Origin of the sequence: Anabaena catenula FACHB-362 (assembly GCF_014698735.1) — a bacterium.
Taxonomy (GTDB): domain Bacteria; phylum Cyanobacteriota; class Cyanobacteriia; order Cyanobacteriales; family Nostocaceae; genus Anabaena; species Anabaena variabilis_A.
The window spans coordinates 59,086-82,213 of record NZ_JACJTQ010000004.1 but is presented as its reverse complement, the minus strand read 5'-3'; the positions used below and the strand labels follow the sequence as shown (position 1 = coordinate 82,213).

The following is a 23,128-nucleotide window of genomic DNA, read 5'->3' as shown; positions in this document are numbered from 1 at the left end:
TTAGTTATTTAACTGTTTGTAATTTTACTAGCAATAAGCGTGATTAATTTGCCAGGGGTAAAAATGAGTAGTTATCTCAGTAATTAACTGCCTCACTGCCACCTGTGAATTTCCACTTAGGTCTTACAGCGCTTGTAAAGTCAACAAAACAACACATTGTCTTTTTTGTAATTTACAAAAAATAGAGCAATGAAGAACTATCTATCCAAAAGATAGCCAGATAGTGGGAACTGAACACAAACTTTGAAATTCTTCATAAATAGAACCACTATGTTACCATCTGGATGGTTTTAGACGGATCGTACATGGTACTTGAGTATAAAGGCCAACGACCGTAGCGGCTCTAAATTTGGTGGTTGAGGAGAAAATAATAGTGCAAAATAGCATGTCAGTGGCAGAACCAAATCTATATTCACAGCGCAACCAGCCACGAGCAATCCGCATAGGCGTGATTGGGGTGGGTAACATGGGACAACATCATACCCGCGTTTTGAGTTCAATGAAAGATGTTGAACTGATAGGGGTGTCAGATATTAACGTTGAGCGGGGCTTAGAAACCGCCAGCAAGTACAAAGTCCGTTTTTTTGAAGATTACTCCGATCTGTTACCCCATGTAGACGCAGTTTGTATTGCTGTACCCACCCGCTTACATTATGCCGTTGGTATCAACTGCCTGTTAGCCGGAATTCATGTTTTGATTGAGAAACCAATCGCTGCGAGTATTTCCGAGGCAGAGTCCCTGGTGAATGCTGCTGCTGAGTCTCAATGTATTTTGCAAGTAGGTCATATTGAGCGTTTTAATCCAGCATTTAGAGAATTGAGCCAAGTCCTCAAAACAGAGGAAGTACTGGCGCTAGAAGCTCATCGGATGAGTCCTTATTCAGCCAGAGCTAATGATGTTTCAGTGGTGCTGGATTTAATGATCCATGACATTGACTTACTTCTAGAATTAGCTGGTTCTCCCGTGGTGAAATTGACAGCTAATGGTACTCGTTCCCTAGACTCTGGTTATTTAGATTATGTGACTGCAACTTTGGGTTTTGCTAATGGTGTCGTCGCTACTCTGACGGCTAGTAAAGTTACTCACCGCAAAATTCGCCGCATTGTCGCCCATTGCAAAAACTCATTCACTGAAGCAGATTTTCTCAAGAATGAAATTTTGATTCATCGCCAAACTAACACCAATTCTCTCAACGACCATCGGCAAGTCCTTTACAGGCAAGATGGTTTGATAGAAAAAGTCTATACCAGTAACGTTCAACCTTTAAGTGCAGAGTTAGAACATTTTGTCAACTGTGTGCATGGTGGCAATCAGCCTTCGGTTGGTGGCGAACAAGCTCTAAAAGCTTTAAGATTAGCCAGTTTAATCGAGCAGATGGCTGTGGAAGAACGGGTTTGGAACCCATTAGACTGGCAATCGGAATCCAGAGTACAATCATTAACCCCAACTGCCTAGAAAATGGGGAAGCAAGGCAAAATTTAATTTTAAATTTGATTAAATTTGATTAAATTTGATTTTGTCTTCGCTTCTCCCCAACTTACTTAAATTTGGGATTGGGGATTGAATAATTACTAATTATATTTTTAACTCCCCAGTTAGGACACCCAGTTTTGATAAGCAATCTCAAATTCCAACTATGCGATTAAGCTTATATACATAAAAATTTAGGAATCGAATGAATGCTTGAATGGATAACTAATACCATCAAAGTCTGGGGCTATTGGGGAATAGCTCTGCTGATGTTTATAGAGAATCTCTTTCCCCCCATACCTTCAGAATTGATTATGCCACTGGCAGGATTTACAGCTAGTCCATATCAGCCAGGAGGAGCAAAACTGAATATATTGGGCGTATTTTTGGCAGGACTTTTAGGTTCTGTTCTGGGCGCACTTATCTGGTACTATCCTGGTAAGTTTTTGGGGGAAGAACGCTTGAAAACTTTGGCTGACAAGTATGGTAAGTGGCTGAGTATATCTAGCCAGGACATCTCCAAGGCTAAACGCTGGTTTGACAGAAAAGGCAGCAAAGCAGTGTTAATTGGTCGTCTTGTGCCGGGAATCCGCACTTTGATTTCTGTTCCCGCAGGCATCAGCAATATGCCCTTGTTGCCTTTCTTATTCTACACAACCCTGGGTAGTGCTGCCTGGGTCGGTTTGCTCACATATTCAGGATACTTGTTAGGTAGCCAGTATGAACTTGTGGACAAATACCTTGCGCCTGTATCCAAAATAGTGCTTGGGGGTCTGGTTCTGATATTTGCTTTTTGGGTACTCAAACGCAAGCGCAAAGGCACTAGCAAGTGAAGCACTAACGCTGTTAGTGTGCAATTAAAGATTACATCTGTGCAAAATTCGCCTACACTTATGATGTCAAAAAATGCTAAATTCACGTTAGCACAGCCTACCGCAGGTATAACCTGCAATAATTTTAGACGTATTTCTAGTTACACTTGACCCAACTTAGAATTTTTCGTAGCTCGCATTTTTGTAAGATGGGCATGATAAGTTTTTACAGTTAAGTCACCACTAGGAGCTTTTATGACAGACCAACCTCCCGTAGCCAATCCGATGAATGCTGCTGCTATTCCCATGAACCGAGTAGCATCAACCCCACTAAATAATAATCCTAATGCCAACAAGCTACCAAGCAGTAGTTCGGGGAAAAACATTCTCAGTGTTGATTTAGGTAGAACCTCTACCAAAACTTGTGTGAGCCGCGAACCTGGTAATGTGGCCTTCATCCCTGCCAATGTCAAGCAAATGTCAATGGAACAAATACGGGGTGGGGTGTTTGAATCTAAGGCAACAGATCCTTTGATGGATTTGTGGCTGGAATATCAAGGTACTGGATTCGCAGTAGGACAGTTAGCAGCGGATTTTGGCGCGAATCTAGGAGTCGGACAATCTAAGGTAGAAGACGCACTGGTAAAAGTTTTGGCAAGTGCTGGCTACTTTAAACTCAAAGACGAAATCTCCGTTATACTGGGTCTGCCTTTCCTGTCTTTAGAGCAATTTGAAAAAGAAAAAGCACAGTTAATCAGCCTGGTAAGTGGTCCCCATGTCTTAAATTTCCGTGGGGAATCTTTGTCGTTGAATATCACTAAGGTTTGGGTGATGCCAGAAGGTTACGGCAGTTTGCTGTGGTCTGAAGCTCAACCTAATAAAGCAGCAACATCTCCCGATTTTACGAAAATATCAGTGGGAATTGTCGATATTGGCCATCAAACCATTGATTGTATCATGGTGGATAATTTCCGCTTTGCCAGAGGACTTTCTAAAAGTGAAGACTTTGGCATGAACAAGTTTTATGACCTGGTGGCTAAGGAAATAGAAGGGGCTGATAGTCAATCTCTCGCATTGATTTCTGCTGTTAACAAGCCCAAAGGTGAGCGTTTTTATCGTCCTAAAGGTGCAAGCAAGCCTACAAACCTAGACGATTTTCTTCCTAACCTGACAGAGCAGTTTTCACGAGAAATTTGCTCTCGCGTGTTGGCTTGGTTACCAGAGCGTGTGACTGATGTGATTATCACTGGTGGTGGTGGAGAGTTCTTCTGGGAAGATGTACAACGTCTACTCAAAGAAGCCAAGATTAATGCCCATCTGGCTGCACCCTCCCGCCAAGCTAACGCTTTGGGGCAGTATCTTTACGGGGAGGCACAAGTGTCTGCTGTTCGCGCTGCTAGGTAATAAAACTGATGTTCCAATGGTCAAAAAAGGTAGTTAAATCCGTCACTTTTAATCCAGAAATTGCTGATGAGAGCTTGTTAGCACAGGTGGAAAGTTACTTGGAGGCACAGCCCGAAAAGACTTTCAGCGACCTCTGTAAAGAGGCTTTGTGGCAAGCTTTATGTGTACCGGACTCTGTACGACCTTCTCCGAATACAGCATCACTGCCGATGGAACAACAAATCGGTGAGTTGCAACGTCAAATGGCTGGACTTGAGGAACGTTTTTTTGCTAAGGAATCTAATCGTTTGGAGACGATGGAAAGCCAAATCTTGCAACTTAGTCAACAAGTGGCACAATTGGCAATTATGCTCAATCAAGGAGTATATAATCAGTCTCCAGGTTCATCAGTACCAGCAGTAGAAGCGGTTAACAATTCTGTTTCTATTCCCGATCCTACTCCGCAAGAGGTTGACCCTGTAATTAGTCGTCTGAGTCAGTATCTAGATGATTTCTAAGAAACAAGCAACTTTTGAAGCGTGTTTAGTAAAATAGAGCGGGAAGGGTGAGAGCCAGTTATATTGTGTCCGGTTACTTATCATTAGGACTGACACGGAGACGCGGTGACTGGTCGAGTTTTATGATCAGCAATTAGCCGGACTTGATATTAAACCCAGAACTATAAAACCAGTTCTGGGTTTAATGTTTTTATGACTACAGCAGAATTCAGGAGTCAGCACTTCTCTTCTCCTGTCGGAGACACTACGTGAACGAGACGCTTCGCGAACGACTACGCTCAGTGACCGGAGTCAGGAGTAAAACTGGCTTGGTGTCTAGGTTTCAATTTTGATTCTGTACCGTATGGCTACGCCACGCAAGCTATCGGCTGACGCTCACGGCGAAGCCTCATTGATCTGCAATCTGCTGTAAATAAGGAGATGATAGGATTACTTCAAAAGACGTGATATCAAACCAATTTACGCGTTTTCCATAAATAGCTAGATAGCCAATTCGTCAGCATATGAGCCACAATTGGAACTAACAAGTTACCACTTAGTAGGGCGCTATAACCCAGAATTATACCGATAATAGTTGCCCAAATCACATAAGGCCACTGTTCGGAACCACTCAGGTGTAAAACACCAAAGCAAAGACTTGAGACAAGGATGGCTACATGATCAGCACCTAAAGCTGGTAACATGACACCACGAAATAATAATTCTTCACTTAACCCTGGTAGCAGCCCCAGCCATATCAAGTCGGGTAAAGCTAAAGGCTTAAGTACTAGTTCTAGGTAATAATCAGCACTTTTACGGTAGGGCGGGGAAAAGCGATAAGCTAAACCACTAAAAACTGTGATAATTAAACCCAATCCCAGTCCCAAGAATAGATCCCTTTCATACCAATACAACTTAAATAGGGGGAAGTTGCCAAAGCGCAACCATAGCTTGGCGACTATCCACAAAATAACCGCAGTCGCGCCCATAGCCACAAGTACTTGGGTGCGTGTGAGGTAAGGAATTTCTGGTTCTTGCTTTTGTTGTTCAACCACAGGCGTTTGGATAATTGGTAATTGGTAATTGGTAATTGGTAATTGGTAATTGGTAATTGGTAAAAACTTTTGTCTTCCTATTCCCTATTCCCTATTCCCTGTTCTTTGACTAATGAATGATGTATTAATACCAGCTTTGTGAGCTACTAATACTCCTACTGCTTCTAAATATGAGTTTACTTGTATAGATTTGATTCCCAACGCTGGAGCAGAAACTTCTATAAGAGTTTTATTTTCTGCGACTGTAATTATTTGACATTGCTTTTGGCTTAAACTCAATAAGGCGCTGCTACCACAAGCGTTTGCAGGTACAATGATGGCATCAACTTGATCTGCCCAGATATCTTGTGGTAAAGAATTGATAATTTCCTTCTTAATAATAAATTGTGGAGCGCGACTTAAGCCAACAAGAACGCAGGGTAAAAAAGTATAGCCCAGTTCTTCGGCAGCCGAACGAGGGGATAAATCAGGGTCTGGGGGGGCTGTAGAAAGGGCTGGAGCATGGGCGCAAGGTATTTGAAAGGTGCGGACTAATAAATGGCTGATTACGGCTTCTGCACCTGCTAGGGGGTCTACTCCTTTTCCATGTCGGTAGTTCTGAACTGCTTGTTCATCTATGTCATCAGGGAAACGAGCTACGACTGCGATCGCATTGGCTCCTTCTTTCTTAATTAATATCTCAGCTGCTCGTAATAAGCTATCTGGGTTGCTGATTGTTCCCCAACTCGCACCAGATGCTGAAGTACGCAATTCTACGTTTAATGGTGCGTCTGTCACAACATGATTGGTGATGGTTAATCCCAAGGTGGCTCTAGCTGCGTCTGCGGCTTGCAGGTGTCGCAGCATGAGTTCTGGTTCAATGGCTTGGTCTAAAAGCAAACCTACGCGGTTGCTATGGACGGGACGCAAGCCCCAGCATTGTGAGGCAAATTTGTCAAGTCCATAACCTTCAACGTAGAGAGTGTTGGGGAGATTCCAGTACAAACTAGCGCCATTGAGGACATTGGGGTGAGTGATTAGGCGATCGCATACCTGTGATATAAGTTTAGCTACAGGCAAGGCATCTCCCGCATAACCGCCAATTGCTGCCCCAATGCCCGTAGGGATGATGAGAATAGCTGTATAGGGAAGATGCATAGTAGAACGAACCAAAAGCCTCTACTTAGTGACAACAGCTTCGACTGTAGCTTTTTGCTTAGACTCATCTACGGAGGTAATAGCCCAACGCAGGGGTTCACCTTGTTTTTTCAATTCTGCCTCAATTACTTTTTGTAATTCCGTGGGGGTTTCTTGAAGGTTGATTTCAGCAGTAATAAAATGAGTGGTCATAGTGGTAATTTTTGTGGCTTTGTGTTTTCTAGAATAGCTGATTTTAGAATCAAGGATGAAGTGTGAAGTAGAAAATTTGCATTTTTATCGTACTTCATCCTCATGCATCTTTTTAGTTGTTTTTTCCGAACTGCAATTGATAAACTATGTCTTCTTTTTCGGTAACAAGTTTCAAATCAGAACGGGGTTTAGCAACACAAAGCAACACATAACCTTGTTTTTGCAGTTCTGGACTCACACCCATGCCATCAGCTTGATCTACAGTTCCTTCGCTAATTTGTCCAGCGCAAGTTGTGCAAACACCTGCACCACAAGATGTTGGTAAATCTAAACCAGCAGCGTGGGCAACGGATAAGATGGTTTCGTTATCAGGCACTTGTAAGGTATGAATTGTGCCTTGGTGGTTAATTTCGACGGTGTAGGTTGTGGACATATACACAAGGGATGTGTGACGGATAACAGGTGAATTATTTTATCTGATAAATAGGTGCATAAACAAGGGAATTGTGGAAAAAATATTTATTTACAAAACATTTTATAGATATTTAATATTATTAAATATCTACAATAACCCATTTATTTTCCAACCAATAACCCATCCGTGCCTCTGCGTTCAAAATCCGTAAAAAAATCAAATATAGCGATCCTATATTCTTCAACCAATAACCCATCTGTGCATCTGCGTTCAAAATCGATGTGTGCGAAATTCATAGCATAAAACCGTTTAACCGTAATCCTTTCAGCTATAAAAATACGTTAAAATTTCTATTATTAACCCTGCCCAAAATTCCCCCCTCATTAAGGGGAGATCACCTCAAAGGAGAACATAAAAATGCTAGAACAATATCGTCAACACGTTGCAGAAAGGGCAGCACTAGGAATTCCCCCATTACCGTTAGATGCGAAACAAACATCTGAACTGTGCGAATTACTGAAAAATCCCCCAACGGGTGAAGAACAGGTATTATTAGATTTATTGCGCGATCGCATTCCCCCTGGTGTAGATGCAGCAGCTTATGTAAAAGCTGGATTTCTCACTGCTATTGCTAAAGGTGAAGTTACCAGTCCCCTCATTTCCCCCATCGCAGCGGTAGAACTGCTGGGAACAATGGTAGGCGGCTATAATGTACAATCATTAATCGATTTACTGCAAGTTGCCACTGTATCTGTATCCGACTCTTCGGAAACACCCCTAGTTATGGGGGGACAGGGAAAAGAACCAATAGCGGCTTATGCAGCCAACGCCCTCAGCAAAATTCTGTTGGTGTATGATGCGTACCATGATGTTTTGGAATTGTCGAAAACCAATCCCTACGCAAAACGAGTGGTAGACTCTTGGGCAGAAGCAGAATGGTTTACCTTGCGTCCCACATTAGCAGAATGGATTACAGTTACAGTTTTTAAAGTTCCTGGGGAAACCAACACCGACGATTTATCACCCGCAACTCACGCTACAACTCGACCAGATATTCCTTTACACGCTTTGGCGATGTTAGAAACTCGTCAACCGGGAAGTTTAGAAACAATTGTCGAGTTAAAGAAGAAAGGATATCCTGTTGCTTACGTTGGTGATGTGGTGGGAACCGGTTCTTCTCGCAAATCTGCAATCAATTCTGTATTATGGCATTTGGGCAATGATATTCCCTTTGTTCCCAACAAACGGGCTGGGGGTTATATTTTAGGAAGTGCGATCGCTCCGATCTTTTTTAACACAGCCGAAGATGCCGGTGCATTACCCATACAATGCGATGTCAGCAAAATGGAAACCGGTGACGTGATCACCATTTATCCCTACAAAGGCGATATTCTCAACGCCGCAGGAGAAGTAATTTCCACCTTCAGCCTCAAACCTGACACAATTTTAGACGAAGTTCGCGCCGGTGGACGCATTCCCCTACTAATTGGACGTACTCTCACCGATAAAACCCGTCAAGCATTAGGTTTAGAACCCAGCACCTTATTTATCCGTCCCCAAGCCCCAGCCGACACCGGAAAAGGCTACACATTAGCGCAGAAAATGGTCGGCAAAGCCTGTGGTTTACCAGGAGTACGTCCGGGAACATCTTGCGAACCAATCATGACTACAGTCGGTTCTCAGGATACCACAGGACCAATGACCAGAGACGAGTTAAAAGAACTCGCTTGTCTCGGTTTCAGTGCAGACTTAGTAATGCAAAGCTTCTGTCACACAGCCGCATATCCCAAACCAGTTGACATCAAAACCCACCAAGAACTACCGGACTTTTTCGCCCAACGTGGTGGTGTAGCGTTGCGTCCTGGTGATGGTATTATCCATTCTTGGTTAAATCGGATGTTGTTACCCGACACCGTGGGAACAGGTGGAGACTCACACACCCGCTTCCCATTAGGAATTTCTTTCCCCGCAGGTTCTGGGTTAGTCGCGTTTGCGGGGGCTTTGGGTGTTATGCCTTTGGATATGCCAGAATCAGTTTTGGTAAGATTTAAAGGGGAATTGCAACCAGGAATTACATTGAGGGATATTGTTAATGCAATTCCTTATGTAGCCATGCAAAAAGGTTTGTTAACTGTAGAGAAGCAGAACAAGAAAAACATCTTCTCTGGCAAGATTTTGGAAATTGAAGGTTTACCAAATTTGAAAGTTGAACAAGCTTTTGAATTAACCGACGCTTCCGCAGAACGTTCTTGTGCTGGTTGTACAATTAAGTTGAGTGAAGAAACAATTGCCGAATATCTGCGTTCCAATATTGCCTTGTTAACAAACATGGTAGCACGGGGTTATCACGATGAGCGAACCATTATGCGCCGAGTAGCGAAAATGGAAGAATGGTTAGCAAATCCTGTGTTAATGTCAGCAGATGCAGATGCGGAGTATGCAGAAATAATTGACATTGATTTAAGTGAAATCAAAGAACCAATTGTAGCTGCTCCCAATGACCCTGATAATGTTAAGTTATTATCAGAAGTTGCCAATGATCCTGTACAAGAAGTATTTGTTGGTTCTTGTATGACAAATATCGGACATTATCGGGCAACTGCGAAGGTTTTAGAAGGTGCAGGTAAAGTAAATGCTCGGTTGTGGATAGCACCCCCAACTCGCATGGATGAACACCAATTAAAGGAAGAAGGTGTTTATGATGTTTTCGTAGCTGCAAATGCGAGAACTGAGATTCCCGGATGCAGTTTATGTATGGGAAATCAGGCGCGAGTTGATGATAACACAACGGTGTTTTCTACCTCTACTCGCAACTTCAATAATCGCATGGGAAAAGGCGCACAAGTGTATTTAGGTTCGGCGGAATTAGCAGCAGTTTGTGCGTTGTTGGGAAGGCTTCCTAATGTGCAGGAATATTTAGATATTGTGGCGGAGAGAATTCATCCTTTTGCGGATAATTTGTATCGCTATTTGAACTTTGATCAAATTGCCGGTTTCGAGGATGAAGGTAGGGTGATTAGTAAGGAGGAACAGGCGGCTTTGGTTTAATATAGGTTAGGGTGAGTCGTGATGGACTCACCTTGAATAAATTTTTGTCATACAAGTACATATAATTTTACACAATTAACCTAATAATAGCAGCACAATTATTGATATTATTGTATATAAACAAACAAGTCAAAGGACTTTATATGCAAGTAAATCACGTTGCTCTACGCCGCTTACTAGACTCTACTATACAGTATCAAATTCCGCTTTTTCAAAGATCATACTCTTGGGAAAAAAAGAACTGGCAAACTCTCTGGGATGATTTGATAAGTATATACAATGACAAAGTAGAAGATTCTTATTTTTTAGGTTCTATAGTGACTCAATCCTTACCAGGAGTACCAGGCAGTATATCACCTTTTTTAGTGATAGATGGACAACAACGCCTTACCACATTAACAATTCTCTTGGCACTTTTACGAAATCGTCTGAAAAAGACAGATCCAAAAGAGGCGGATAAAATTCAGGTATCATATTTAATTAATCAATTTGAAAGTAATGATAACTTTTATAAAGTTTTACCAACACAAAGTGATCGTCAAATATATCAGACTCTTATTAAAGGAGATGAACTTATAAAAAAAGAAGGTAAGATATACGAATCTTATCATTTTTTTGATGAAAAAATAAAAAAATCTAATGATTCTATTGATTGCATAAAATTGAAAAATATAATTCTTGAAAGACTCATGATAGTAACTATAACTACTGAGGAAAAAGATAATCCATACTTAATATTTGAAAGCTTAAATAATAAAGGACAAGAACTAACTCAAGTTGATTTAGTGCGTAATTATATATTTATGAAATTAGATGCTGATGAACGACAAAAAATATATGATGAAAAATGGCTGCCTTTTATAAAAAATTTCCAGCGCAGTATGGGAGAAGAAGAATACACTACAGAACTAACAACTGCTTTTTACTTCTATGCACGTAAAGATGGTCAAGTAGTTAATCAGAAAGAAATTTATAAAATTATTAAAAACCTTTTTGAGAATTCGACTAATGGCGTAAAGGATGAGTTAAATCAACTTATACAATTTACAGAATACTACCAGAGATTAAATTTTCCTCATAAAGAACCAAATATTGATTTAAGGGAAAGGTTTGAAAGGTTAAGAAAATTAGAATTTACAACTTGTCATATTTTTCTACTTAATATATATCATCAATACGAACAAGAATCAATCACAATCGAACAATTTTTGGAAATTTTAAGTTGTTTAGAATCGTATTTTGTACGTCGGTTGTTAGTAGGTATCCCCACTAATATTCTGGGAACAGTTTTCACTTCTTTATACTCTGAGGTAGTGAAACAAGATAAGAACGATTTAGTGAATGGATTGAAGCAAGTATTTAAAAGGTATGATGAAAAAAAGGCATGGCCTGATGATAATGAATTATTGAAAGGAATACTTGGTAAAAGTATATATACTTCAGGTACTAAAGAAAGAACAAAGCTTTTATTATCGAGTTTAGAATCATATCTAAATAAAGAAACAGTTGATCCTAACACAGTGACTATTGAACATATAATGCCTCAGACATTAACTCCAGAATGGAAGACTATGTTGGGAGGAAATGCTAGTTCTGTGCATAAAAAATTGTTACATACTTTAGGTAATCTCACATTAACAGGCTATAACTCTGAAATGGGTAATAAACCCTTCTCCGATAAATTGAACTATTTCAAAGATAGTAATTTATCTTTGAATAGATGGTTAGTGAGACTAGATTCTTGGAATGAAGAAGCAATTAAAAACCGTGCAGAATACTTGGCTGGGATAGCTATTAAAGTTTGGCCTAGAGAATAAAATTATTCCAACATCCCAAACAGACCTAACCCCCCAGCCCCCTTCCCTACGAGGGAAGGGGGAGAAATCTTACTCCCCTCTCCTACAAGGAGAGGGGTTGGGGGAGAGGTCAAGATTGCTATTTTGTGTAGAGAGTTAGGAATGCGATAGCGAAGCGCTCCGTAGGAATCGCTTTAAATATACTAATTTACAAATCAGGCTTTTTGACTGTTGAATTAGATAAACTCTGAGACTTTTTAATAAATTTTTCATCAAAAGTATAAAATTCTAAACAATGATTACTAGAAGCTAAATGAAAAGCATCTGCGAAATCTAGACCATTTTCATGCCATTCAATAATTTGTAAAATTAACTTTTCATTAGTTAAATAAACATTAGGTAAACCAAAAACTTTTCTAAAACCCTGACAAATCTCTAAAGGTTTAAACTTGTAAGCAAACCTTAATACCCATTCAGTTTCTAAGATAACAGTATCAGGAATAAAAATATTTTTATTTTTGAATAATGCTAAACTTTGTTGATACTGTAGTTCATCATCTTTAGTAATAAATCTAACAATAATATTAGTATCAACAGCAATCATTGATGCCATAATTCTTCTATCCCCTGAGCAATCGCTTGATCCATTTCTTCAATTGTTTTGGCTTTTCCTTGATAATTCAAACAACCAGCAACATCATCTAATTTTGTTTCTGGAAAAGTTTTTTTAGGCTTTAATAAAATTCCATCACCCACATTAATGATTATTAATTCTTGGCCATCTTGCCAATGATACTCATCTCTTAAAACTTGGGGAATAGTAACTTGACCTTGACTGGACAGTTTAGTAATTTCCATTGAAATAATTTTCCACTATTTATGGTAATCCAATTTTAACATACATTCATATCTATATATATTCAAAATTGCCACTTTCTTGAAAAGCATAAATGAATCTGAATTCTTGAATTACGGTTTCCTTCACACCATCTCAAACTCTAATTGATGACTGTTCATAAAATCATGAGTGAAATGATCAACTACATTCGTATCACTCAACTCCAAATTATAAAAATCTACAAACTCATGGTCAAAATAAGGCCCCGCGTGCCAAGTTCCTACCTCTAACTTAATAAAACAATTTCCTGGAATGCGGAAAACAGCAATTTCTTCTAATCGAGGTTCATTAATATCATTATCAGGTGGACAAACTGCCATTAACCAATCTTTACCTTCTAAAGAACCCAAACATTGAGTACATTGTTCATGACGAGTAATTTTATGAAACTTCCGGCCTTTGTTGTGCAGTCGCATAATATAAAAGCGGGGAATGCCATTTTGTAAATTTAAATGTGCATCTTCTGCATCAAAAGCTTTCCCGTCTCCACTAGAAAATATCACCTGTCCATAACGCTGAAAATTCTCTGGTGTGATCAATTCTGCTTTTAACTGTTTTAATGTCCGAGATGCACTCATAAAAAATCCTGTTTATTTTAATGACTTATGTGTTATTGTTGAGTTTATATTTATTTCAATGCAGTATTTTTCTTTGGTGTTGAGTAAGTTCTTAGTCAATCAGGCAAAGAATAACCTGTATGTTTTTTGAGGTATTGTACAACCTTTTCGTAAGATTCTGGATTACTTACGGGGTTGATGATAATAGGGAAACTAACATCCGGCAACCAAAAACTTATCCTGCCGTTCTCTTCATAACAAAAAGAACTAATACAGTTGAGATTAATAATATATTCTTTTCTGTCGTAAGTTATTGTTACCCAATAAGTACTCTCTAATTCTAGTCCTTGGGCATACTGTATATATTCCGAAATCTTCTGATAATCTTCCCCATTACTATGGGGGTTAATTACTATAGTTATGGAACTATTCGGTACCCAAAAGGTAAGTCTACCGTTCTTTTCATAACAAAAAACATTTACACAGTCAAAGTTAATTACATATTCTTTCCTTTGGTCTTGTATTTTTACCCAATAAGCCACAAATTTGCCTCAACACTGACTATAATTGCCTCTCCTAAAAGTAATTTTACCCAGTATAGCTGCAAATTTTTTTTTGATTTTGAGTTTTTTTCCCAAATTCTACGTGATTACCGTTTCACTTTTAAAGTTGATACAAAATACATATAGCGGTTGCCAAGTAAGGTGTTGACATAAACTGAGCATCAAACCCAGATAAAAACAGACTTTTACGCCTATTCTGCTATATTTTGTATTTTGTATCAACAGTCCCTAAGAAACTTCTACAGGTGTTGGTGTAATGGGGGTAGGGTGGGCGAGGGAAATAGCAGCTGCCATAAATCCTTTAAATAAAGGATGGGGAGTGCTAGGACGAGATTGAAATTCGGGATGAAATTGGCAAGCGATAAAGAATGGGTGCTGGGGATATTCGACAATTTCCACTAAGCGCCCGTCGGGTGAAGTGCCACTAATCACATAGCCCGACTCTAACAATGGATTACGGTAAACATTGTTAAACTCGTAACGATGGCGATGGCGTTCATAAATTACTTCTTCTTGATATAGCTCAAAGGCTAGGGTATTGGGAAGAATACGACAAGGATAAAGCCCCAAGCGCATAGTTCCGCCTAAATCAACTACATCCTGCTGTTCAGGCAACAAGTTAATGACTGGGTAGTTAGTATAGGGATCAAATTCGGCACTATTAGCATCGACTAGTCCCTCTACATTTCTCGCCCATTCAATCACAGAACATTGCATTCCCAAGCATAAACCTAAGAAGGGGATTTTGCGATCGCGTGCGTATTTAATGGCCGCAATTTTTCCATCTATTCCTCGGCTACCAAAACCTCCTGGTACAACTATGCCATCAACACCTGAAAGATAATTTTCTGGTGGTTCATTTTCCAAGGCTTCGGAGTTTACCCACCGCAAACGCAAATCCCCATGAGTAGCAATAGCGGCATGGCGTAAGGATTCGACTACGGAAAGATAGGCATCACTTAACCGCACATATTTACCAACAATGGCAATTTCGACGCTGTATTTGGGATTATACATCCGTTCTACCATAGTTTCCCACTGCGTCAAATTGGGTTGGCGTTGTTCCATTTGCAGTAAGTCTAGGACTTGCTCGGCTAATCCTTCCCGTTCTAAAATTACTGGTACTTCATAAATGCTGGGGGCATCTGGGCTAGTAATGACGCATTCTACCGGTACGTCACAAAACTCTGATAACTTTTGTTTTAAGCCAACAGGGATGGGGCGATCGCTCCGACATACTAAAATATCTGGTTGAATGCCAATTGATCTCAATTCCTTAACAGAATGCTGAGTGGGCTTTGTTTTCATTTCTCCCGCTGCCGCAATCCAAGGCAAAAGAGTGACGTGCATATACAGAACATTTCGCCGTCCTACTTCCTTCCGCAATTGACGAATTGCTTCTAAAAATGGGAGTGATTCAATATCACCCACAGTGCCACCAATCTCAGTAATTACCGCTGATGGATTAGTTTCTTTAGCAACTCTAATAATCCGCTCTTTAATCTCATTAGTAATATGGGGAATGACCTGAACTGTGCCGCCATTATAGTCGCCCCGGCGTTCTTTATTAATGACTGACTGATAAATTAAGCCAGTAGTAACGCTGTTTAATCGGGACATTGAAGTATCAGTAAAGCGCTCGTAATGTCCCAAGTCCAAATCCGTTTCTGCACCATCTTGGGTCACAAAAACTTCACCATGTTGAAAGGGACTCATCGTGCCTGGATCGACGTTAATATAGGGATCGAGTTTGAGAATCGATACCGAATAATCCCGTGATTTAAGCAATCGTCCCAGACTTGCTGCTACAATGCCTTTACCAATACTGGAAACAACGCCTCCAGTTACAAAGATAAACTTAGTCATAGTATTTTCAATTTCTAGTAACTTCTAAAAATACATCCCGTTTCCTGAGAGAGAAAGTGTGTTTACGCCTGAGGACTAGTGTGAGCGGTCAGTGACATTTATCAGTAGCTTTAAAAGTCTTATCTTACAAGCTTTCAAGCTAATTTAATCTGCTCAATGGTTTCTGCTGTACTGCACTAGTATGAAATATGAATTACCCCTCACAGATAAATCCATGTCTTTTGATCCGATTTATTTGCGTCTGTTTTCATCCTTGATTTTTTATTCATTATTGGTTATTGTCCCACAATTACTATCATGAAATCTTCTGTATTTTTGCAGTGAACAAACTATTAGTATTAGTAGTATTTAACTTTCTCTTCACCTCCTCAGTGGCCAAAGCACAAACCTCTCTTGTAGTAGTTTTTCCCCCAACAAACTACCAAACCAGTACAGAAAAAATATTTTTTATTGCTACAGCACCAGCCAATGGGCAAGTTCTCATTAATGGTAAGCCAATTAGCCGTAGCAAAACTGGTCATTTTTCGCCAAGTTTACCCTTACAGGTGGGGGAGAATCTGTTTAGAGTCACTTACCAAAATCAAGAACGAGAGGTGAAGGTAACAAGGCTTTCTACCCAGCCAGAATTACCACAGGGATTAGGCTTTGCAAAGGATTCTCTGACTCCTCCGGCTGATATTGCTAGATTACCCGGAGAATTGATTTGTTTTGGTGCTATTGCACCTCCTCAAGCTATTGTCTCTGTGAAGCTGGCTAACCAAACCATTCCCTTGTCACCACAACCACCACAGGCGCAATTACCTGCTAATTCAGCTGTACTAACGGGAAGAAATCAGCCAACTCCTTCTAGTCCTAGCAAATATCAAGGCTGCACAACAGTGGCCAATGCTGCTGATTTGGGACAACCTCAATTTAGTTTGACATTGAATGGTAATACTGCTATTCAACTTGGTCAGGGCAAAATTCAAATTCTTACACCTGCAAAACTGCCAGTTACTGAGGTGACAGTAGCATCAGGTGTGGCTCGGACTGGACCTAGTACAGATTATTCACGACTCACACCGCTACCAAAAGGGACAAGGGCAACAGTTACAGGCAGAGAAGGTGATTGGTTACGCTTAGACTATGGGGGTTGGATTAATAGCAAAGAAACCAAAATTCTACCCGGTGCTGTTCCACCACAAACAGTAATTCGCAGTGTAGGTTATCGTCAACTAGCTGGAGCAACAGAGATAATTTTTCCATTACAAGTTGCTGTACCTGTGAGTGTGGAACAAGGCGATGATCGAACTTTTACTCTCACTCTCTACAATACCACTGCCCAAACAGACACCATTCGCTTAGATGATAACCCTCTCATCTCTCGCCTAGATTGGCAACAGGTGGCTCCTGGTCAGGTCAAATACACCTTTAACCTCAAAAAGCTCCAACAATGGGGGTATAAGCTGAAATACGACAATACAACCCTGGTGTTAACTTTACGTCATCCACCGCATCTTGAACACAGAAAACGCCTGCCTCTATCTGGCATCAAAATTGTACTCGATCCGGGACATGGTGGTAAAGAATCTGGTTCAAGTGGACCGCCGGGATATTTAGCAAAAGATGTCAATTTGGTAGTTTCTAAATTACTGCGGGATGAGTTGGTGCAGCGGGGGGCTAAGGTGGTGATGACAAGGGAGGATGATCAGGATGTTTCTTTAGTGGAACGTCAGGAGATAATTAGTAAAGAAGAACCTGCGATCGCTCTTTCTATCCATTACAATTTTTTAGCTGATGATAGTAATGCCGAAAAGACTAGGGGTTTGGTGAGTTTTTGGTATCATCCCCAAGCACACAGCCCCACAGTATTTTTACATAATTACGTGGTTAACAAATACCGTGAACCTTCCTATGGGGTGTTTTGGAATAATTTAGCCCTGACTCGTCCCTCAGCTGCACCTGCGGTATTATTAGAATTTCGGTTGATGAGTAATCTGAAAGAGTTTGAGGAGATAGTCAACCCTCAACAACAGAGGAAAATCGCGAAGACGTTGGCTGATGGGGTGACTGAGTGGTTTAAGATGGTGAAATAAGGCTTGATGAAAAAGTTTTTTTGGTTAAGAGTAGGAGTCAGAAGTCAGGAGTCAGGAGTCAGGAGTTAGGAGGAAGAGTTAGAAGGCAGTCAGAAACTTCTAAAAATAGATTCCTTCTCATCGAGTTACTATCATTAAATCTTTTGTATTTTTGCTGTGAAAAAACTTTTAGGATTAGCAATATTTAGCTTTATTTTCACCTCCTCCGAGTCCTTGGCACAACCATCATTTTTAGTGGTTTATCCCCCAGCAAACCACCAAACCAGTACAGAAAAAATATTTTTTATCGGTACAGCACCACCAGATGGACAGGTCTTGATCAATGGTCAACCTATCACCCGCAGTCAGTCTGGTCATTTTGCCCCTAGTTTCCCTTTGCAGTTGGGAGAGAATATATTTAAAGTTCGCTACCAAAATCAAGAACGAGAGGTGAAGGTAACAAGGCTTTCTACTCAACCTCAGTTACCAGATGGGTTAGGTTTTGCTAAAGATTCTCTAACTCCTGCTGTTGATATTGCTAGATTACCCGGAGAATTGATTTGTTTTAGTGCGATCGCACCTCCTCAAGCTACTGTCTCAGTGAAGTTGGCTAATCAAAGTATTCCCTTGTCACCACAATCACCACAAGCACAATTACCTGCTAATTCCAGCATTTTAACAGGGCGCAATCAGGCTACTATTTCTGGTATTAGCAAATACCAAGGTTGTACAACCATCGCCAATGCTGGGGATTTGGGAAAACCTCTATTTAGTTTGACATTGAAGGGTCAGACAATCACCCAACTTGGTTTGGGAAAAGTGCAGATTTTAGCACCAGAACGGTTAGCAGTTGTCGAAGTAACAGCAGCATCAGGTGTAGCCCGCACGGGGGCAAGTAGCGATTATTCTCGACTGACACCCCTACCTCAAGGAACAAGGGCAACCGTCACAGGGACAGAAGGTGATTGGTTACGGTTAGATTATGGGGCTTGGATTAATAGTAAAGAAACCAAAATTCTCCCCGGTGCAGTTCCCCCACAAACAGTAATTCGCAGTGTGGGCTATCGTCAATTAGCTGGAGTAACGGAGATGCGTTTTCCCTTGCAAGTGCCTGTGCCTGTAAGTGTGGAACAGGGAAATAGCACTTTTAGCCTCACTCTCTACAATACCACTGCCCAAACAGATACAATTCGTCTGGATGATGACCCCCTAATTTCTCGCCTGGATTGGCAACAGGTGAATCCTGGTCAGGTAAAGTACACTTTTAACCTCAAAAAGTTCCAACAGTGGGGCTATAAGCTGAGATACGACAACACAACCCTGGTATTGAGTTTGCGTCATGCACCGAATATTCACAATAGAAAACCCTTGTCTGGCATCAAAATCTTACTTGATCCGGGACATGGTGGTAAGGAATCTGGTGCAAGTGGTCCAACGGGATATTTAGAAAAAGATGTAAATTTGATAGTTTCTAAATTACTGCGGGATGAGTTGGTGCAGCGTGGTGCAAAGGTGGTGATGACAAGGGAAGATGATCGGGGGGATGTGTCTTTGGTAGAACGTCAGGAGATAATTAGTAAAGAAGAACCTGCGATCGCTCTTTCTATCCATTACAATTCCTTACCTGATGATGGTAATGCCGAAAAAACCAAGGGTTTCGGTAGTTTTTGGTATCATCCTCAATCACATAATCTCGCAATATTTTTACAAAATTACGTAGTTAACAAACTTCGTAAACCTTCCTATGGCGTTTTTTGGAATAATTTAGCCCTGACTCGTCCCTCTGTTGCACCTGCGGTATTATTGGAATTGGGTTTTATGAGTAATCCCTATGAGTTTGAAGAGGTAGTGAACCCAGAGGAACAAAAGAAAATGGCGAAGACTTTAGCGGATGGGGTGACAGAGTGGTTTAAAACTGTTAAGTAAGATGATGAAATCATCTTTGGCTAATTACTTACAATAACTTCTTTTCTATTCCCTGTTCTCTAGCTATAGGAATTTTCACAGTAAAAGTTGTTCCTACTCCAACTTTACTTTCCACAAAAATTTCTCCCTGATGTCTTTCTACACATTTTTTCACAATTGGTAATCCTAACCCAGTTCCGACAATACCTTCAACATTTTCAGACCGATAAAAAGGTTCATAAAGCCTAGCCTGTTCTGATGGGGAAATGCCTATACCTTCATCTATCACCTGAAAGATAGTAGCATCTAGTTGAGAATTTAAAACCAAGTAGATGTTACCCCCAGGTGATGAGTATTTGATGGCATTTAAAAGTAAATTACTAAGAATAGAGTACAGCAATTTTTCATCTAGATTAGCACGAAAAGATTGACCATGCTTGATGAACTTTATAATATGATTTGTGCGACTAAACATCTGCACATCTTCCAGCAGATTCAAACAAAAGTTTTCCACATTGATTAATTGAGGTTTATAATCTAGTTCACCTGCTTCGGCTCTAGTCAAAGTTAATATATCTGTTAATAAGTGATTGATCAACTTTGCTGAAGACTGAATGCGGTCAAGGTTTTTTAATTCCTTTTTATCCACCAAATCTACCAGAATTTCCCGTAATAACTGAGATGAAAGCAATATTACACTTAAAGGTGTACGAAATTCATGGGAAATCATAGAAAATAGCTGAACCTTTAATTCACCAATTTTTTTTTCTTGAGCAAGGGAAGCTTCTAAAGATTTAATATGTTCATGTTTTACTCCTTGACGCTCGATGATAAAACATAAACTGCAAATCACAACCAGGCTTAAAATAGTTCCTAGTATTTCCATGATTATTCGTAAGTGAATACTCTGTTGCGACTGCTTGAGAGAACTGTTTAAGAAACCTTGTTCTTCAGTTTGAATATCTGCAATTATAGGTATAATTTTTTCTCTAAAATTAACACTGACTTCGGTAATTTTAGTTTGCTGTTGTAATGCATTTTTATCTTGTTGATAAAGTTTTATTGATTCTTCTAAAAGAGATAATCTTTGATTAACCAATGATTTAAAACTGGCAAATCTCTGTTTTTGTTTGATATTATTATGGATTTGAGTTTCTAATAAACTGACCTTGGTTTTTATATTATTTATGGCATTTTCATAGCGCTCTAAATCTTGTCTACTTCCCAAAAATATATACCCTCTTCGTGCTGATTCAGCTACTGTCATAGCTGCATATAAATCTGTCAAAGTATTGAGAGTTTGATAAGTATGCTGAACTTGATTAGCATTTTCCTTAATTTCGGTAGTGTTATTAAATGAAGCGAAGGTAACTAGCGCCATTAGCGATATAGCTAAAGAAACTCCAGCAGCAATCCATTTTCCTGAAAAATACGATTTCATAAATTATCCATTTATAAAGTCAATTTAAGTTAATATTTCCCTCATTACCACTTGTTGAATAAGGGAAAAATTATGCGAATTCTGATAGTTGAAGATGATATTCAACTGGCAGAAGCACTTACAGAAGCTTTAACCAGAAGACAGTATGTAGTTGATGTTGCTAAAGATGGAGAAGCCGCTTGGCACGCAACAGAGTCAATGAAATATGATTTAGTAGTGCTAGATGTAACTTTGCCAAAGCTAGATGGAATCAGGTTTTGTCACCGCTTACGTACTACTAACACCAACAGTTCAGCATATAGGAACTCGACAGCACCAATATTAATGTTAACAGCCCGCGATACTGTAGCCGATAAGATTGCTGGTTTAGATGCTGGTGCAGATGATTATGTAGCAAAACCATTTGATTTAGAAGAATTAATGGCTCGGATACGTGCTTTACTTAGACGTGGTAGTTCTGCGAGTACAGTAAGTTTATCTTGGGGAAAGTTAACTTTAAACCCTAGCACTTACGAGACAACTTATGACGGTCATCTTATCTCCTTAACTCCTAAAGAGTATGCAATTTTGGAATTGCTGGTTGCAAATGGTAGAAGGGTTTTGAGCCGTTCTAGCATTATTGAGCAAGTTTGGTCTGTTGATGACTCTCCGGTAGAGGAAACAGTAAGGTCTCATATTAAGTGTCTTAGGCAAAAATTAAGACTCTTAGGTGCGCCAGAAACTTTGATTGAAACAGTTCATGGTTTGGGATATCGTCTCAACTGATACAAATTCCTAGAGAATTTATCAGTAATATTTTAAATGTAGAGACGATTAATGAACTGCTCTACTAGATATTAATATCTCAGCGGCTTGATTGATTAAGTGCATTGTTAGAGAAAAATAGGCTCACCAACATCATACAGCCCTCTATAAGATTTTATCTGCACAAATTCTGCACAAATTCCACACAAGAATTGCATATATAGGTTATATGCTGATAGTGCAAATAATTTTTAACCCAATAAAAAGTTTGTCAATGAAATGGAAAGATTTATATTATGGCTGGGTAATTGAATTAATACCCTTATCAAAAGGCTATATATTCAAGTGTTGGATGTCTAATGAGGAAATAGGGATTAGCAATAACTATATTTATCCTAGTTTATCTCAGGCTGTAATGGCAGCTAGGACAAGGGCAAAAATCGAATCTGTTAGGTTGTCGCTGATCAGGTTCTTAAATGAACAGTGCGAAAATTGCAATCTCACTATTCAAGAGTATAAGGATCTAAAAAATTCAATTTCTGACTTTACTACGGCTGCTAGTCAACTAGAAATGTACGACTTTTAAAAAACCAGATGAATCAGAAAATTATTGATTTTTAAGAGAACCAAGAAAACGCTTTTCTTCTATCTTCAAATAATCAAGTATTAAAATTTTTTAGTAGTTATACAGGGTGTGTTGCATAACTTTTTACATCAACTGGAGTAAATCTATTAATGAACATTGTATATGGTCGTGGTAGTGGTAGACTCATTCTAACTGGTTTGCGTCCCTGTCCACGTATGCAATATAGGCATAGTAAATAAACCCCAAGCCAAACCGGTAATCAAACCAAAAGGAGTAACAATATAATTATTAAAATCCCATAAACCGAAAACTTGCGCTGCTAATTCCAACGGATAAGCCATCATTAACACACTAGCAAAAGCAGCACCATTCCAACCATATTGGCTTAACCAAAAAACACCTTTTCCATTAGTTAAAGCATACAAAATCCGAGTTATCAACAAACCCGTTACCGTACCATAACAGCGCATACATACTGCCATAATAAAAGGTGGAGATAACTCCAAACCCATAGTAGGCTGCGGACAAACATGATTACCCATAAAGTAAATAATGTCCGCAATACCCGGAAACACAAACACACCAGACGCAGCCAAAAAAGGAGCAATAGGGGGGCCAAAAACCATCCCAGCTAACAGGAAATCAGCAAAAAAACTCACCCAATTAATTTGTAAATCCCTTGACAAAATCGCCCTTTGCATCTTTCTT

Annotated in this window: 21 protein-coding genes; 10 read left to right on the top strand and 11 right to left on the bottom strand. The window is 39.7% G+C overall.

What is annotated here, in order from left to right:
- The first annotated feature begins 373 nt into the window (after positions 1 to 373).
- From H6G68_RS04590 to fcmC, 4 genes are all read left to right on the top strand, one after another.
- Positions 374 to 1,456: a Gfo/Idh/MocA family protein gene (locus H6G68_RS04590; RefSeq protein WP_071190235.1), complete on the top strand. Its 1,083-nt coding sequence runs from the start codon at positions 374 to 376 to the stop codon at positions 1,454 to 1,456.
- 224 nt (positions 1,457 to 1,680) lie between these two features.
- Positions 1,681 to 2,304 (top strand): DedA family protein, encoded by a 624-nt coding sequence (locus H6G68_RS04585; protein ID WP_190905569.1) that lies wholly within the window; start codon positions 1,681 to 1,683, stop codon positions 2,302 to 2,304.
- Between the two features lie 234 nt (positions 2,305 to 2,538).
- Complete coding sequence (gene fcmB / locus H6G68_RS04580) at positions 2,539 to 3,687, top strand: filament morphology actin-like protein FcmB (protein WP_190905568.1); 1,149 nt, start codon at positions 2,539 to 2,541, stop codon at positions 3,685 to 3,687.
- Between the two features lie 8 nt (positions 3,688 to 3,695).
- The gene (fcmC, locus tag H6G68_RS04575; RefSeq protein ID WP_190905567.1) at positions 3,696 to 4,184 is read left to right on the top strand and encodes a filament morphology membrane protein FcmC; all 489 of its coding nucleotides are present in this window, start codon (positions 3,696 to 3,698) and stop codon (positions 4,182 to 4,184) included.
- A gap of 449 nt (positions 4,185 to 4,633) precedes the next feature.
- On the opposite strand, the gene H6G68_RS04570 is transcribed toward fcmC, so the two are convergent.
- The 4 genes from H6G68_RS04570 to H6G68_RS04555 form a co-directional block, all read right to left on the bottom strand.
- Positions 4,634 to 5,218, bottom strand: a complete 585-nt coding sequence (locus tag H6G68_RS04570) for a CPBP family intramembrane glutamic endopeptidase (RefSeq protein WP_190713904.1) — start codon at positions 5,216 to 5,218, stop codon at positions 4,634 to 4,636.
- 84 nt (positions 5,219 to 5,302) lie between these two features.
- Positions 5,303 to 6,355, bottom strand: coding sequence for a DUF3326 domain-containing protein (locus tag H6G68_RS04565; protein ID WP_190905672.1), 1,053 nt, complete (start codon positions 6,353 to 6,355; stop codon positions 5,303 to 5,305).
- A gap of 21 nt (positions 6,356 to 6,376) precedes the next feature.
- On the bottom strand, positions 6,377 to 6,547 hold the full coding sequence (locus tag H6G68_RS04560) for a hypothetical protein (RefSeq protein WP_190905566.1): 171 nt from the start codon (positions 6,545 to 6,547) through the stop codon (positions 6,377 to 6,379).
- A gap of 112 nt (positions 6,548 to 6,659) precedes the next feature.
- The gene (locus H6G68_RS04555) at positions 6,660 to 6,980 is read right to left on the bottom strand and encodes a 2Fe-2S iron-sulfur cluster-binding protein (protein ID WP_190905565.1); all 321 of its coding nucleotides are present in this window, start codon (positions 6,978 to 6,980) and stop codon (positions 6,660 to 6,662) included.
- Between the two features lie 399 nt (positions 6,981 to 7,379).
- Between H6G68_RS04555 and acnB the strand changes: the two genes are divergently transcribed.
- Positions 7,380 to 10,010: a bifunctional aconitate hydratase 2/2-methylisocitrate dehydratase gene (gene acnB / locus H6G68_RS04550; RefSeq protein WP_190905564.1), complete on the top strand. Its 2,631-nt coding sequence runs from the start codon at positions 7,380 to 7,382 to the stop codon at positions 10,008 to 10,010.
- Between the two features lie 143 nt (positions 10,011 to 10,153).
- Complete coding sequence (locus tag H6G68_RS04545) at positions 10,154 to 11,827, top strand: DUF262 domain-containing protein (RefSeq protein WP_190905563.1); 1,674 nt, start codon at positions 10,154 to 10,156, stop codon at positions 11,825 to 11,827.
- 187 nt (positions 11,828 to 12,014) lie between these two features.
- On the opposite strand, the gene H6G68_RS04540 is transcribed toward H6G68_RS04545, so the two are convergent.
- The 5 genes from H6G68_RS04540 to H6G68_RS04520 form a co-directional block, all read right to left on the bottom strand.
- On the bottom strand, positions 12,015 to 12,419 hold the full coding sequence (locus H6G68_RS04540; RefSeq protein ID WP_242045133.1) for a type II toxin-antitoxin system VapC family toxin: 405 nt from the start codon (positions 12,417 to 12,419) through the stop codon (positions 12,015 to 12,017).
- The gene (locus H6G68_RS04535) at positions 12,407 to 12,664 is read right to left on the bottom strand and encodes an AbrB/MazE/SpoVT family DNA-binding domain-containing protein (protein ID WP_190713801.1); all 258 of its coding nucleotides are present in this window, start codon (positions 12,662 to 12,664) and stop codon (positions 12,407 to 12,409) included. The genes H6G68_RS04540 and H6G68_RS04535 overlap by 13 nt, the downstream gene beginning before the upstream one ends.
- A gap of 123 nt (positions 12,665 to 12,787) precedes the next feature.
- Positions 12,788 to 13,282 carry an ureidoglycolate lyase gene (locus H6G68_RS04530; RefSeq protein WP_190905562.1) on the bottom strand — a complete coding sequence of 165 codons (495 nt, stop codon included), beginning with the start codon at positions 13,280 to 13,282 and terminating at the stop codon, positions 12,788 to 12,790.
- 95 nt (positions 13,283 to 13,377) lie between these two features.
- The gene (locus H6G68_RS04525; RefSeq protein WP_127053752.1) at positions 13,378 to 13,803 is read right to left on the bottom strand and encodes a hypothetical protein; all 426 of its coding nucleotides are present in this window, start codon (positions 13,801 to 13,803) and stop codon (positions 13,378 to 13,380) included.
- A 249-nt stretch (positions 13,804 to 14,052) separates the two neighbouring features.
- On the bottom strand, positions 14,053 to 15,690 hold the full coding sequence (locus tag H6G68_RS04520) for a CTP synthase (RefSeq protein ID WP_190905561.1): 1,638 nt from the start codon (positions 15,688 to 15,690) through the stop codon (positions 14,053 to 14,055).
- Positions 15,691 to 16,010: 320 nt separating this feature from the next.
- On the opposite strand from H6G68_RS04520, the gene H6G68_RS04515 reads away from it, so the two are divergent.
- Positions 16,011 to 17,765: an N-acetylmuramoyl-L-alanine amidase gene (locus tag H6G68_RS04515; RefSeq protein WP_190905560.1), complete on the top strand. Its 1,755-nt coding sequence runs from the start codon at positions 16,011 to 16,013 to the stop codon at positions 17,763 to 17,765.
- Positions 17,766 to 17,921: 156 nt separating this feature from the next.
- Positions 17,922 to 19,670, top strand: coding sequence for an N-acetylmuramoyl-L-alanine amidase (locus H6G68_RS04510; RefSeq protein WP_190905559.1), 1,749 nt, complete (start codon positions 17,922 to 17,924; stop codon positions 19,668 to 19,670).
- 28 nt (positions 19,671 to 19,698) lie between these two features.
- Here the strand turns inward: H6G68_RS04510 and H6G68_RS04505 are convergent, their stop codons facing one another.
- Positions 19,699 to 21,090 (bottom strand): sensor histidine kinase, encoded by a 1,392-nt coding sequence (locus tag H6G68_RS04505; protein WP_190905558.1) that lies wholly within the window; start codon positions 21,088 to 21,090, stop codon positions 19,699 to 19,701.
- A gap of 72 nt (positions 21,091 to 21,162) precedes the next feature.
- Between H6G68_RS04505 and H6G68_RS04500 the strand changes: the two genes are divergently transcribed.
- Complete coding sequence (locus H6G68_RS04500; RefSeq protein ID WP_190905557.1) at positions 21,163 to 21,855, top strand: response regulator transcription factor; 693 nt, start codon at positions 21,163 to 21,165, stop codon at positions 21,853 to 21,855.
- Positions 21,856 to 22,108: 253 nt separating this feature from the next.
- Positions 22,109 to 22,420, top strand: a complete 312-nt coding sequence (locus tag H6G68_RS04495) for a hypothetical protein (RefSeq protein ID WP_190905556.1) — start codon at positions 22,109 to 22,111, stop codon at positions 22,418 to 22,420.
- Positions 22,421 to 22,608: 188 nt separating this feature from the next.
- Here the strand turns inward: H6G68_RS04495 and H6G68_RS04490 are convergent, their stop codons facing one another.
- Positions 22,609 to 23,121, bottom strand: coding sequence for a DUF2085 domain-containing protein (locus H6G68_RS04490; RefSeq protein ID WP_190905555.1), 513 nt, complete (start codon positions 23,119 to 23,121; stop codon positions 22,609 to 22,611).
- Positions 23,122 to 23,128: the final 7 nt, after the last annotated feature.